Origin of the sequence: Aquabacterium sp. CECT 9606 (genome assembly GCF_918741295.1) — a bacterium.
Taxonomy (GTDB): Bacteria; Pseudomonadota; Gammaproteobacteria; order Burkholderiales; family Burkholderiaceae_C; genus Aquabacterium.
Genome location: NZ_CAKKNB010000002.1, coordinates 323,367 through 336,179 on the forward strand (window position 1 = coordinate 323,367; position 12,813 = coordinate 336,179).

Consider the following 12,813-nt stretch of genomic DNA (forward strand, 5'->3'; position numbering starts at 1 on the left):
CGCCAACACTTCAGGGCCGTCGGCGCTGGCCGCGCAACCAGCTCTGCACCGCAGGTGACAACTCGGTTGGTGCAGCCTGCGGGGGCTGGGCAGCCGGGCCCTCCGCTGAAGCCTCCAGCGCAGCCATCGACGCCCGCGCGCTGGCTTCCGACCATCCCGCGCCAAGCGCCTTGTAGAGCAGCACCGTGGTGGTCGTGCTCACGGTGCGTGACTGCACAAGTTCGTCTTCGCGCTGCAGGGCCTTGGCCTGCGATTCCAGCACTGGCTGGAGCAGTTCCTGGCCGGCGCGGTAGAGCTTCTCACCGTCGCGCGAGGCTTCCTGCTGCAAGTTGACGGCTCGCTCCAGCTGGGTGTTGCGGGCGTCCAGCGCCAAGCGCGCCTGGTAGGCGTTCTCGACGTCTTCCAGCGCTTGCCGGATCGCGCGTTCGTAGTCGGCCACGGCCGAGTCCAGGCGGGCGTCCTGCACCGCGATCTTGGCGTGCAGGCGGCCAGCCGTGAACAGCGGCAGCTGCACGCCCAAGCCCCAGGCTTGCAAACTGGCCCGGGTGGTCGGCAGGTTCGACAGGCTGATGTGGCCCTCGCCAGCCAGGAAGCCCAGGTAGAACTTGGGCAGCAGGTCGGCCTTGGCCGAGCCCAGCTCGGCGGCGCGTGCACGCACGACGTGCGCGGCCCCACGCACGTCGGGCCGGTTCTCCAGCACCTCGGAGGGCAGCATGGTCGGCAGGCTGGCCGGGATCCCGCCGCCCGCCGGCTGTGGCGGCAGGGCTTGCAGGTCTTCAGCGGCCTGGCCGGTCAGTGTGGCCAGGCGCAGCAGGCGCTGTTGCAGCAGCAGGCGCAGGCCCGCCATTTGCGATTCGGTGTACTCGGCCTCGGCCTCGGCGCGCAGCACGTCGGTGCGCTTGGTCTGGCCGGCGTTGAAGCGGCCGGTGGCATAGCTGACCAGTCGGCGCGCCACGACGATGCCGCGCTTGAGCACCTCAATGCGCTGCTCGACGCCGCGTGCCTCAAGGTACTGCGTGGCGATCTCACCGGCCACCAGCAGCTGCGCGCCATGCACCTGTTCCTGTGCGCCATGGACCAAATGGTGCACCGAGTCGGCGAAGCTGTGCCGCGAGCCGAACAGGTCGACCTCCCAAGCCACGGCCAAGCCCGCCGCGCTTTGCTTGGCCGTGGGCAGCGACACCGACGGCCAGTTCAGTGGTTGTGGCCAGTCGGGCAAGCGCACCGTCGCCTTTGAATAGGCCAAGCCCCCGAAAGCCTCGACCGTCGGGTAATGCGCCGACTCCGCCTGGGTCTGATACGCGCGGGCCTCGCGCACGCGGTCCAGTGCGATGCGGATGTCGGTGTTCTCTTGCAGACCGCGTTCAATCAAGGCGTTGAGCACCGGGTCGTTCAGGTCGAGCCACCAGCGTTGCAGATCGGTGCCGGCGGCCTGAGGAGGACTTGGTGGCTCCTCGGGCCTCGGCGCGGCTGGCATCTTGTCAACCCCGGGGCGCTTCATGAAATGCCCCGGTACGCGAACCCGCGCTGTTGGCACGGTCACCTCGACGGTGTTGGAGCAGGCGCAGAGTGCCGCGGCCGCAGGTATGGACAGCAGCATGCCGAGGCGGTGCCATGCGATGTGGGCCATGGGGTTCCTTGAAGTCAGACTTGAAAAGCGGATCACTGGAAGGCCAGCATCGAGCGGAAGCGCGCCATCGCCACGGCCAGGAAGACCGCGCCGATCCCCGTCATCGCGACGAACTGCGGCCAGACGACGCTCAACCCCGCACCGCGGTACAGGATGGCCTGGGCCAGCTTCACGTAGTGGGTGGACGGTGAGGCCAGCATGACCTGCTGCAACAGCATGGGCATGCTCTCTCGCGGCGTGGTCGAGCCCGACAGCAGGTACATGATCACGAACACGGGCACCGACAGCAGTGCGAACTGGGGCATCGACGACGCCAGCGTGGCTAGCATGATCCCCAGCGCCGTCAGCGAGAACAGGTAGAAGGCCGTGCCGAGCAGGAACAGCGGCAACGACCCGACCGAGGGCACCGCCAGCACACCGCGCACCACCAGCGCTACTGACAGCCCCACCGCCGCCAGGATCACCAAGCCGTTGGCCATGATCTTGGCCGCCGCGATCTCGGAGGGCCGCACCGGCATCACCAGCAGGTGCTCGATGGTGCCGTGCTCGCGCTCGCGGATCACCGCCGCACCCACCAGCACCACGGCCAGCACGGTGACGTTGTTGATCACCTGCATCACCGACGCGAACCAGACCGACTCGCCGTTCGGGTTGAAGAAAATGTGCGTCACCGAACGCGTGGGCAGGCGCGCTTCGATGCCCTGCACCTTCAGGTAGGCCAGCGTCTCGCGCAGCACGATCTCGTTGAGGTAGGCGGTGCCCAGGCTCGACTGCGTCATCGCGGTGGCGTCCACCATCAGTTGCACGGCCGGTGCCCGCATCGCATGGACGTCGGCCTCGAAGTGCGGCGGGATGTCAACGATGAAGATGAAGCGGCCGGCGTCCATCGCCGCGTCGGCCTGCGCGCGGTCGATCTCGACCGGCGGGTGGAAGTGCGGCATGCGGATCGCCTCGCGGATGCGCATCGACAGGCCCGAGTGGTCGCTGTCGATCACGCCGACCGACACGTTGGCAACGTCGGCACGCACGCCAGTGGCCACCAGGTAGACGCCCACGGAGAACGCGATCGCGATCGCGACCATCATGTTGCGGTCTCGCAGCACACAGCGCAACTCCTTCAGCGTCAACACTGCCGCGTTGCGCAGCCACAGGCGCAGGGGGCTGGTTCTGTCGTCCATCTCAGGCCTCCTGCTTGCGCACCAGTGCGCGCGCGACCAACAGGTAGAGCATGCCAAAGCCCAGTAGCGCCGCGTACTTCGGGCCGAAGAAGTTCCATTGCAGTGCCAGGCCCTTGGTGATGGCGCCCAGGCTGATCAGCTGGAACCACGAGGCCGGGAAGCCCATGCCGATCCAATAGGCTTCGTCGGGCAGGGTCGACACCGGGCACAGCAGGCCGGCAAAGTTCGAGGCCACGATCACGCAGACGATCGATGCCAGGAACAGCGCCGCCACCTGCGTGTTGACCAGCGCCGAGACCATCAACCCCAGCGCCGTGACCGCGAACACATAGGCCAGCGCGCCGAGCGTCAGCGCCAGGAAGCTGCCCTTCACGGCCACGCCAAACACCGTGATCATCACGAACACCAGGCTCAGGTAGCTGGCCATCGTGAGCAGCAGATACGGCATCTGCTTGCCCAGCAGGAAGGTGCCGACCGAGGCTGGCGAGGCGTACAGGTTGGTGATCGACCCCATCTCTTTCTCGCGCACCACGCCCAGCGCGGTCAGCATGGCCGGAATCAGGATCAGCGCCACCATCAGCACGCTGGGGGCCGAGGCGAAGACGCTGCGGAATTCCTGGTTGTAGGTGAAGCGAGGCTCGACGCGTACCGGCAAGGCGGTGTCGGGGGCGCCCGGGATGCTGCGCGCGAACTGCACGGCGTGCTCCAGCGCGATGCCCTGCGCATAGTTGCGGATGTAGGCGGCGCGCGCCAGGTGGCCGCCGTCGATGTAGTAGGCGACTTCTGGCTGGCGTCCGCCGACGAGGTCGCTGCCGAAATGCGGCGGAATGTCGATCACCAGCCACGAGCGTGCCGACAGCAACTGCTCGTCGATCTGTGCCGCATCGCTCAGCGGCGGCTGCTGGCTGAAGTAAGCCGAACCGGCGAAGTGCTCGACCAGGCGCCGGCTGTCGACCGTGCGGTCATGATCGAGCACGGTGAACGGGATGCGCTCGACGTCGAAGGTCACGCCCCAGGTGGCCGCGCACAGCAGCACGATTGGGCCGATCAGCGCGAAGCTCAGCCGGATGCGGTCGTGCAGCAACTCGATGGACTCGCGCACGGCAAAAGCCCAGACGCAGCTGAACCAGGCTCTCAGGCCCCCCGTCACCGGCGGTGCGACGGACCGTGGCTGCGGCGCAGCGGCCAGCTCCGCCCCCGTGCTTGGCGGCGACCACTCGCCATCGTCGGCCAGCAGGTGGTCGATGAAGGCCTGCTCCAGCGTTTCGGTCTGCTTGTTCTCGCACAGCTTGGCCGGCGTGCCCACGGCGAGCACGCGACCTCGGTGCATCAGTGAGATGCGGTCGCAACGCTGGGCCTCGTTCATGAAGTGGGTCGACACGAAGATCGTCACCCTCTCTTGGCGCGACAGCTTGACCAGGTGGCGCCAGAACATGTCGCGCGCCGCTGGGTCCACGCCCGATGTGGGCTCGTCCAGGATCAGCACCTCGGGCCGGTGTAGACAGGCCGCCGCCAGTTGCAGGCGCTGGCGTATGCCCAGCGACAGGGCGCCGGGAAACGCATCCACGACGGCTCGCAACTGGAAGGTGTCGAGTGCTGTGTCGATGGCGTTGCGCGCGGCTTCGTTGGCCAGCCGGTAGAGCTTGGCGTGCAACTCAAGGTTCTGGCGCACCGTCAATTCTTCGTAAAGCGAGAAGCCCTGTGACATGTAGCCCACGCGCAAGCGCGCTGCCATGTCACCTGCGCCCTTGCCTCGGCCGCGCCCAATTGGCTGGCCCAGCAGTGTCGCTTCGCCCTCCGTGATGTCGAGCAGGCCCGCGAGCATCTTCATCGTCGTCGTTTTGCCGCAGCCGTTCGAGCCGAGGAAGCCGAAGATCTCGCCGCGCTCGATGCGAAAGCTCACGTCCTTCACCGCGGTGAAGGCGCCGAACGTGCGCGTCAACCCCTTGGCCTCTATCGCAGGCGGGCCGCTTGGCGTCGGCAGTGGCGGGATGAGCAGCGCCCCGCTGCTGCCCCGTCGCTCCGGCGGTAGCAGCGCCACATAGGCGTCTTCCAAGGTGGGCGCTGCGGTGCGCGCCAGCACCTCGGCCGTGGGCGCCGACACCAGCACGCGGCCCGCGTCCATGGCCACCAGGTGATCGAAGCGCTCGGCCTCTTCCATGTAGGCCGTGGCCACCAGCACGGTCATCTGCGGCCGCTCGTTGCACAGCTCGGTGACCAGCGCCCAGAACTGGCGGCGCGACAGCGGATCGACGCCGGTGGTCGGCTCGTCGAGCACCAGCAGATCGGGATCGTGCACGAGCGCGCAGCACAACCCCAGCTTTTGCTTCATGCCGCCCGAGAGCTTGCCGGCCGGGCGATCCGGAAACGGCGCCAGTCCGGTGGCTTTCAGCAGGCGCTCGATGCGCGCCCGGCGCTCCGGCGCTTTCTGGCCGAAAAGGCGCGCGAAGAAGTCGATGTTGTCGTAGACCGTCAGCGTCGGGTACAGGTTGCGGCCCAGGCCCTGCGGCATGTAGGCCACGCGGGGCGACAGCGCTCGGCGAAAACGCGCGTCACGCATGTCGCCGCCCAGCACGTGCACGCGGCCTTGCTGCAGCTTCTTCACGCCAGCGATCAGTCCCAACAGCGTGGACTTGCCGATGCCGTCAGGCCCCACCAGGCCGATGGTGCCGCCCACCGGCAACTCCAGTGTGAGATGGTCAAGGGCCAGCTGCTGGCCATACCGGTGCGACACGCCCTCCAGCCGGATGGCGCAACGCTCCGTCACGGCCAGCGAAGCCGGGACGGTTGCAGCGGCGAATGGGTGACGGCTCATGCTCACCCGGGCCCTAGTTCTTGGGCAGATTGACGGCCAGCTTGTCCGGCCAGGCCGTGTCGCGCTTGATCCGCACGTAGCCATTGCCGGTCATGCCCGCCTTGACGTAGGCGGCGTATTGATGTGTCAGCTGCGGCTCCACTTTGAGCTTGACGCGGTACATCAGCTTCTCGCGCTCGGTGGCGGTTTCGACGTACTTGGGCGTGAACTGCGCCTCTTCCGCGACAAACGACACCCGTGCCGGGATCACGATGCCGGGCGCGGCGTCCAGCACCAGCCTGGCCTCGTCGCCGATCTGCAGGCGGCCGGCCTGGGCCGTCGGCAGGAAGACTGTCATGTAGACCTGAGAGGTGTTCAGCAGCGTGGCCACGCGGCCGCCAGCGGGGATCACAGCGCCCGGCTCGACCACGCGGTACTCGATGCGGCCATCCATCGGCGCGCGCAAGGTGTGGTCGCCAATCGCCTGGCGCAGGCGCTTCATGCCGGCCTGTGCCTCGGCCTTCGCCGCCGAAGCCTCGCCCATGGCGGCACGCGCGACCGACACCCCCGCTGCTTCGCCGTCGCGCTGGGCCTGGCGCCGCTCAAGCTCGGCGTTGGACACCAGATCCTCGTCGTGCATCTTGACGGTGTTCTTCAACTCAAGCTGCGCCACGCGCAGGTATTGGTTGCGCACTTGGCTTTCGCCCTGGGCCCGTTTGTAGGCTTGGCTGGCACGCTGGTCCATCGCTTGCACGCCCTGCAACTGCGCCTCCAGGTCGGCCGCGTCCATGCGCGCGATCACGTCGCCCGCCTTGACCCGCTGGCCTTCCTGCACGGCCACCTCCACGACCTGCCCGGCAAACTTGCTGGCGATCTCCAGGCGCTCGACTTCAAGTCGGCCGTTGACCTGCACCACGCCCTGTGGCTGGCGGGTCATCTTGACGTTGGTGCTGACGGCCAGATAGGTTCCCGCAGTTAGCGTGGCCAGTACTGCTGCAATGGTCACTGTCGCTTTCTTCATCACCATGCCTTGACTGCATATTCCGGAGTCCGCAGGTATCAGACCTGTTCCACACCGGACCGGGGTTGATGTGTGTCAAGGAGTAACGCAGATCAAGACGCGACGGGGTTCCTGAGGGGGCTGGTGATCGCTTGAGTGCAGCCCGCGGCTAGCTGATCGTGGTTCTGCGCCGGGCGAGCCAGGCCACCAGTCCGCCCGCGGCCAGCAACAGCATGGCCTGCGGCTCGGGCACCGCGTGAACCGCGTGCAAACGCACGTTCACGTAATCGAACTCGTCCGAGGTCACCCACCGGGTCTCCAGCGTGGCCGGCTTCAAAACATCTTGGTGCGGCCCGTTGGCATGGGTTTGCGTGTCCGTGTCACTGTCTGACAGGTTGTGGGCAGACAGCACGGAGTTCTGCTTGGCCAGCAGGTCGTAGTTGAGCGCCGGGGCTTGTGAAGATTCATCCAGGTCCGGGTGCACCACGAACAGGTGCTGCACAAACCCCTGGGCCGAGACCTCGCTGAACGAGAAGGTGTTGATGTTGGCTTCCAGTGTGACCTTCCAGCTCCATGCGTCGGTCTGACCGTTCTTGCTGCTGACCTTGGTGATGCCGGAAAGCACCGCCGGCAGATCGTCCTCGAACTCGCTGATGTTGTTCGTCTGCTTGAGCAGCAGATCAAACGTGGTGTCGGTGGCCGAGATGGTGAGCGAGGGCGAACTGCTGCCCGAGGTGTACAACGGGCTGTCGTCCGACTGGGTGCCCAGGTTGGGGGCGCCAAAGATGTCGACGAAGGTGCCGCCGATGCCCAACAGGTCCGCCGTCAGCGAAATACCGCCGATGACCAGTTGCAGGGTGGTGACAGGATTGGCTTGTGCGGGCGCGTTGGCCGCCGCCAGGAGCGATGCGAGCAAGAAGCTGCGCGCCAGATTCGAGCGCCGTGTCAGTGTGTTCATCCTGGCTCCTTGAGTGGAGGTCGAGGGGAAACTGCTGCTTGGAGGCTCGTACTGTAGGACAGTTGTCCGATTTTGTGAATACTTGAGAGGCCCTGGCCGGGTTTTTTGTCCCGCCAGGGCATTGCCTGCAGGGCAGGCAATCCGATGTCAGAACATCAGGGAGCGGGCTTGGTGGTCACGTAAGGGATCTTCGTGGTCGAGAACAAATTGATCGCGAAGATGCCGGCGTTGATCAGGGGGACGCCGTAAGAGTTGTACTCGGCGCGGTGGATCGCGTCGATGATGCTTTCGCCGCCGCTGACTTGGGACACTTCCTGGGTGTTCAGAACTTTCATGTTTTTCCTTGTTCAATGGTTGGTTGAAATGTGCACTCTTCGGTACACACAAGGAATCTAACCAGGCGCGTTACGGCGTCTTTTTCGGGGAATCCCTCGCGACCCTCCAGATCAGCGGGGGAGATACCCTCGAATTGGGAAGTTTTGAATGTCAGTTTGTCAGATTAGCCCCACAAGGCGTCACGGTGGCGGGCCACGGCCTTGCCAAAACTCGAATCAGCCCACGCTGCACCTGCACGCTGGCGCACGGTTTCGGGCCGGGCGCGTGAGGGCTTGACCAGCACCTTCCACAGTTGCGGAATGATCACCTGGAAGAAAGCCTTCAGGTCGGCGCGGCCCACGCAGGGCAGCTCGGTGCCGCGTTCCCACTGCGGGTTGCATTTCTCAAAGAAGGCGATGTCGGCCTGCTGGCGCAACTCGCGGGTGATGGGGGTCACGTCGCCCTTCAGGCAGTTGTAGCCGTCACCAAAGTCCAGCACCATGGACTGCTTGTCCAACTTGCCGGGGAACAGCGTTTCGCAGTAGGTCTCGGCGATGTGCTTGAGGTGATCGTTCTTTTGCGTGGGGTGCGGGTAGTACTCGGGGAAGTTGCGGCTCAAGAGCAAGAAGGTCTTGTAGCCCTTCGAGATCAAAAACCAGTACTGCGGCGTCAGCGGGTTCTTGATGGCTTCCCACAGCACGCGCTTGACGAACGCGGCGTTGATGGCGCGGTTGCCCCAATGTTCTTTTTCCAGCACGGTGTCGCCGCTGAAAACGCCTTTGATTTCGCGACCATCGACCTGCATGCGGTACACGCCGAAGGTCGAGAAACCCACGATGGCGTCGTCACGCTGGCGGCGCACGACGAAGGCGCCGGTCTTCTTGCCCAGGTCGGTCACGAACTGGTCGAGCGAGACGTTGTCGTAGTAGCGGCAAAACACCTTGAACATGTCCCGGATGTCCTGAACAGTGATGTTGTTCAGGGCTTGGTAGCGGGTGTAGATCTTGGCTTTGGGGTTGGACATCGGGGACCTCAAGGGGTTGGCTTGGTCGATGTATGGATTCTGAAGATCGACGCCTGACCCGGTCAGGGGGTGCCCCCCAACACCCCCCTGTTTGGGCGTGCCTGCGCCCGTGCGGTAATGCACGCATTGGCGATTAGATGCTTTTGGCCTGCCCTGATTGCAGGTATTCAAACGTTTGTTTGTTTGCTAATAGGGGTCGGCAAAACCCAGCTCGGCCAGGATGCGGCGTTCTTGCGCTTCCATGGCTTCGGCCTCGTCGTCGACCTCGTGGTCGAAGCCTTGCGCATGCAAGGTGCCGTGCACCAGCATGTGAGCGTAGTGCGCCTGCAGCGGCTTGTTCTGCTCTTGGGCTTCACGCTCGATCACGGGCGCGCAGATCACCAGGTCGGCGGTCACCACGGGCTCTTGCGTGTAGTCGAAGGTCAGCACATTGGTGGCGTAGTCCTTCTGGCGGAAGTCGCGGTTCAGCGATCGGCCTTCGTCTTCGCCCACGATGCGCACGGTGATCTCGCCATCCAGGCCATCCACGGCCAGCGCGGCTTTGATCCAGCGGGCCACCTTGTGGCGCGGCAGGTGCTCGCGGTGGGTCTTGTCGGCGAATTGAAGGCTCAGGCTCAGGGTTGGTTTGGCAGTGCTCATGCGGCAGGAGGCGTGTTCAGGGCGTCGCGGTCGTAGGCTTGGACGATGCGGCCGACCAGCGGGTGGCGCACGATGTCGTGCGGGGTGAATCGGGTGAAGGCCACGCCGGTGACCTTGCGCAAGATGCGTTCGGCCTCGATCAGGCCACTGCGCGCGCCCTTGGGCAGGTCGATCTGGCTCACGTCGCCGGTGACCACGGCCTTGGTGCCAAAGCCGATGCGCGTCAAAAACATCTTCATCTGCTCGGGCGTGGTGTTCTGGGCCTCGTCCAGGATGACGAAGGCGTGGCTGAGCGTGCGCCCGCGCATGAAGGCCAGGGGGGCCACTTCGATCTGGCCTTTTTCAAAGGCCTTGGTGACGCGGTCAAAGCCCATCAGGTCGTAGAGTGCGTCGTACAAGGGGCGCAGGTAGGGGTCGACCTTTTGCGACAGGTCGCCGGGCAGGAAGCCCAGGCGCTCGCCGGCCTCCACCGCCGGACGGGTCAGCACGATGCGCTGGACCATGCTTCGTTCCAGCGCGTCGACGGCGCAGGCCACGGCCAGGAAAGTCTTGCCGGTGCCGGCCGGCCCGATGCCAAAGGTCAGGTCATGGGCCATGATGTGGCGCAGGTAGTCGACCTGGTTGGTGGTGCGGCCCTGCAGGTCGCTGCGGCGAGTGCTCAGCACCGGGCCTTCGTCGGGCTCGTCGTCCGGGCCGGGCACGTCCGCGTCCTTGGCGCCGCGCTTGCCACGCCCGAGTTTCTGTCGCTTGGCCAAGACCGAGGCCAGCGCCAGTTGCACCTGCTCCGGGCTGAGCTGGCGGGCCGATTTGGCGTACAAGGTCTCCAGCAATTCCAAAGCATCTTCAGGGCGCCCCTTGGGGCCGTCGATGCGGAACTGGTCGCCGCGCCGGGCCAAGGTCACGCCCAGCGCGGCCTCGATGGTGCGCAGGTGTTCGTCCAGCGGTCCGCACAAATGGGCGAGTCGGGTGTTGTCGAGCGGGATGAATCGGTGACGCAAGGTCATGAGAGGCCCAGGGTGAACTCGTTGGTGAACAAAAAGCCCGCAAATTGTCGCTTGACCGGGGCATCAAAGTGTGACGGATCTTGCAGAATGGGCCCGACATTGCGCATGGTGCGCAGTTTTGGCCATGGAATTGACTTCATTCATGTTGCAACGCTGGTGGCAAAACCTGTTGAATCGGCCGCGATCGGACGCGTCGGCCCAAGCCGCGCTTGAAACGCCCTCCGGCACCATCATCCCGGTGAGCCGGGCCGGGCAGTGGCTGCTGTTGACGCTGGGCCTGGCGTTGGCCTGGGTGGTGGGTTGGGGTTTGGTGGTGCTCAACCAGGAGGCCATCCGCCTGAGCAAGCCCACGCTGGCCGATGGCGGAGCGGCCACCTTGTTGTTCCGCGATGCCTGGGCCGTGGCCAGTTCAAGTGCGCATTACCCCATCGACCGTGTGGGCCAGTCGGTCGGGCTGCCCGATGAATGGTCTCGCTCGCACCCCGGTTACGAGGGCAGCATCTGGTACCGCGTTTATTTCGACACGCCCATCCAGCCCAGCGCCGACAAGTTGCTGGCCGCCTACATCGAGCGCGCCTGCTCCAACGTCGAGGTTCACCTCAATGGCCAGTTGCTGTACCGGGGCGGCCGCATGGTCGAGCCGGTGGCGCGCAATTGCGACCAATCCCACGTGGTGCCTTTGCCGTCCTTTCTTCTGCGCACAGGCGCCAACCAGCTTGATTTGAAGGTGACCGGGTACCCGATTGACCGGGTCACGGCGCGCCAGCGCGCGGGTGGCCTTGACGAGGTCCGCGTGGGCACCCTGCAGGACATGCAGCGCATGCACCAGGACCACGAGTTCTGGTCCAACACGGTGTCGCAGGTCATCGCCGGCATCCTGGTGGTGCTGGGTTTGTTCGCACTGGGCCTGGCTTGGGTGCGCCAGCTCAGTTACCTCACCTACTTTGGTTTGCTGACCATTGGCTGGTCGCTGATGACGGGGCGTTGGTGGATCAACGAGTTGCCGGTGTCCAACGTCTCCACCGAAGTGCTGATCGCGATGATGTTCGCGCCCATGACCGCCTTCGCCATCAAGTTCTTGCTGGGCTATTCAGGCCATGGCGTGCGCAACCGCAAGGCACGTGACCTGACCCGCCAGGTCAACGCCATGCTGTGGGCGCAGTGCCTGTTGTTGCCGATCAGCCTGTGGCTGGTGGGGGCGAATGGCCTGTTCCTGGTGGCCCGCCTTTGGTATGTGTTGTTCGCCCTGGAGCTGTTCGCGGCCATTGGCTACTTTCTGTGGCACTCCGGCCGCACACGCAAGCCCGAGTTCTGGCTGATGAGTGTGGCGCTGGGCGTGGTTTCGGCCGTGATGGGCATCGAGCTGTCATTTCAGAACGGCTTGCTGCGCGTCTGGGGCGTGCATGTCACCTACTTCGTGATGCCGGTGCTGTACGCCGTGGTGGCGGTGCGCCTGATCCAGGTCTACGCTGGCGCCTTGAAGACGGCCGAAGGCGCGCGTAACCAGTTGGAAAAGCGCGTGCAGGAAATCAGCGGCGAGATTGAACGCAACTTCAACCAGATCGCCGAGTTGCGTGTGGAGCAGATCGCCGAGAAAGAACGCAAGCGCATCGCCGCCGACCTGCACGACGACCTGGGCGCCAAGCTGCTGACCATCGTGCACACCAGCGACAACGACCGCATCTCGACCCTGGCCCGAGAGGCTCTGGAAGAAATGCGCCTGTCGGTGCGCGGCCTGACGGGCCGTCCCATGGTGCTGTCCGATGCCTTGGCCGACTGGCGCGCCGAGGTGGTCTCGCGCCTGGGCCAGGCCGGCATCGAGATCGAATGGCGCAATTCCATCGACGAGGTGGAAGAGCCCCTGTCGGCGCGCACCTATGTGCAGACCACGCGGATCATCCGCGAGGCCGTCAGCAACATCATCAAACACAGCCAGGCCTCGCACGTGGTGATTCACACCGATGTGCACTTGGAGCACCATGACTTCTTGCTGGTGATCCAGGACAATGGCAAGGGCATCCCGATGGAGCTGGATGGCCGACTGGACCGTGGCCATGGCATGACCAGCATGAAGCACCGGGCCAAACAGCTCAGCGGGCAGTGCCTGGTTGAATCAGGCCCCGGTTTTGGCACCGTCATTCGGCTCACTTTGCCGCTGGAAATTGCCGTCGTGCAACAGAAGGTGGCCATAGAGCACACGCAGCCCGCTAGCACTGCTAGCATCCCCGACAGTGCACAGGGATCTCCCCTGGGCACGACACCTTGATGTGA

General features: G+C 65.1%; 10 protein-coding genes. 1 reads left to right on the forward strand and 9 read right to left on the reverse strand.

Going from position 1 to position 12,813, the window contains the following annotated elements; translation table 11 throughout:
• Positions 1 to 10: 10 nt before the first annotated feature.
• From LQ232_RS09230 to LQ232_RS09270, 9 genes are all read right to left on the reverse strand, one after another.
• Positions 11 to 1,630 carry an efflux transporter outer membrane subunit gene (locus LQ232_RS09230; RefSeq protein ID WP_230180025.1) on the reverse strand — a complete coding sequence of 540 codons (1,620 nt, stop codon included), beginning with the start codon at positions 1,628 to 1,630 and terminating at the stop codon, positions 11 to 13.
• Positions 1,631 to 1,662: 32 nt separating this feature from the next.
• Positions 1,663 to 2,808 carry an ABC transporter permease gene (locus LQ232_RS09235; protein ID WP_230180026.1) on the reverse strand — a complete coding sequence of 382 codons (1,146 nt, stop codon included), beginning with the start codon at positions 2,806 to 2,808 and terminating at the stop codon, positions 1,663 to 1,665.
• 1 nt (position 2,809) lies between these two features.
• Positions 2,810 to 5,623 carry a ribosome-associated ATPase/putative transporter RbbA gene (gene rbbA, locus LQ232_RS09240; RefSeq protein WP_230180027.1) on the reverse strand — a complete coding sequence of 938 codons (2,814 nt, stop codon included), beginning with the start codon at positions 5,621 to 5,623 and terminating at the stop codon, positions 2,810 to 2,812.
• A gap of 13 nt (positions 5,624 to 5,636) precedes the next feature.
• A complete protein-coding gene (locus LQ232_RS09245; RefSeq protein WP_230180028.1) occupies positions 5,637 to 6,623 on the reverse strand; it encodes an HlyD family secretion protein in 987 nt (328 codons plus the stop codon).
• Between the two features lie 148 nt (positions 6,624 to 6,771).
• Positions 6,772 to 7,560: a PEP-CTERM sorting domain-containing protein gene (locus LQ232_RS09250; protein ID WP_230180029.1), complete on the reverse strand. Its 789-nt coding sequence runs from the start codon at positions 7,558 to 7,560 to the stop codon at positions 6,772 to 6,774.
• A 155-nt stretch (positions 7,561 to 7,715) separates the two neighbouring features.
• Positions 7,716 to 7,895: a hypothetical protein gene (locus LQ232_RS09255; protein WP_230180030.1), complete on the reverse strand. Its 180-nt coding sequence runs from the start codon at positions 7,893 to 7,895 to the stop codon at positions 7,716 to 7,718.
• Between the two features lie 164 nt (positions 7,896 to 8,059).
• Positions 8,060 to 8,899 (reverse strand): hypothetical protein, encoded by an 840-nt coding sequence (locus tag LQ232_RS09260; protein ID WP_230180031.1) that lies wholly within the window; start codon positions 8,897 to 8,899, stop codon positions 8,060 to 8,062.
• A 186-nt stretch (positions 8,900 to 9,085) separates the two neighbouring features.
• Positions 9,086 to 9,538: an rRNA maturation RNase YbeY gene (gene ybeY / locus LQ232_RS09265; RefSeq protein ID WP_230180032.1), complete on the reverse strand. Its 453-nt coding sequence runs from the start codon at positions 9,536 to 9,538 to the stop codon at positions 9,086 to 9,088.
• Complete coding sequence (locus LQ232_RS09270; RefSeq protein WP_230180033.1) at positions 9,535 to 10,542, reverse strand: PhoH family protein; 1,008 nt, start codon at positions 10,540 to 10,542, stop codon at positions 9,535 to 9,537. Before LQ232_RS09270 ends, ybeY begins: the two co-directional genes overlap by 4 nt.
• 124 nt (positions 10,543 to 10,666) lie before the next feature.
• Here LQ232_RS09270 and LQ232_RS09275 point away from each other — a divergent pair, with 124 nt between their 5' ends.
• Complete coding sequence (locus LQ232_RS09275) at positions 10,667 to 12,808, forward strand: sensor histidine kinase (protein WP_230180034.1); 2,142 nt, start codon at positions 10,667 to 10,669, stop codon at positions 12,806 to 12,808.
• Positions 12,809 to 12,813 lie beyond the last annotated feature (5 nt).

Bases quoted from the DNA above. Each gene is read 5' to 3' on its own strand.
- ybeY (WP_230180032.1), bottom strand. From the start codon at position 9,538: ATGAGCACTGCCAAACCAACCCTGAGCCTGAGCCTTCAATTCGCCGAC.
- LQ232_RS09230 (WP_230180025.1), bottom strand. From the start codon at position 1,630: ATGGCCCACATCGCATGGCACCGCCTCGGCATGCTGCTGTCCATACCT.
- LQ232_RS09260 (WP_230180031.1), bottom strand. From the start codon at position 8,899: ATGTCCAACCCCAAAGCCAAGATCTACACCCGCTACCAAGCCCTGAAC.
- LQ232_RS09245 (WP_230180028.1), bottom strand. From the start codon at position 6,623: ATGAAGAAAGCGACAGTGACCATTGCAGCAGTACTGGCCACGCTAACT.
- LQ232_RS09275 (WP_230180034.1), top strand. From the start codon at position 10,667: ATGGAATTGACTTCATTCATGTTGCAACGCTGGTGGCAAAACCTGTTG.
- LQ232_RS09235 (WP_230180026.1), bottom strand. From the start codon at position 2,808: ATGGACGACAGAACCAGCCCCCTGCGCCTGTGGCTGCGCAACGCGGCA.
- LQ232_RS09270 (WP_230180033.1), bottom strand. From the start codon at position 10,542: ATGACCTTGCGTCACCGATTCATCCCGCTCGACAACACCCGACTCGCC.
- rbbA (WP_230180027.1), bottom strand. From the start codon at position 5,623: ATGAGCCGTCACCCATTCGCCGCTGCAACCGTCCCGGCTTCGCTGGCC.
- LQ232_RS09250 (WP_230180029.1), bottom strand. From the start codon at position 7,560: ATGAACACACTGACACGGCGCTCGAATCTGGCGCGCAGCTTCTTGCTC.
- LQ232_RS09255 (WP_230180030.1), bottom strand. From the start codon at position 7,895: ATGAAAGTTCTGAACACCCAGGAAGTGTCCCAAGTCAGCGGCGGCGAA.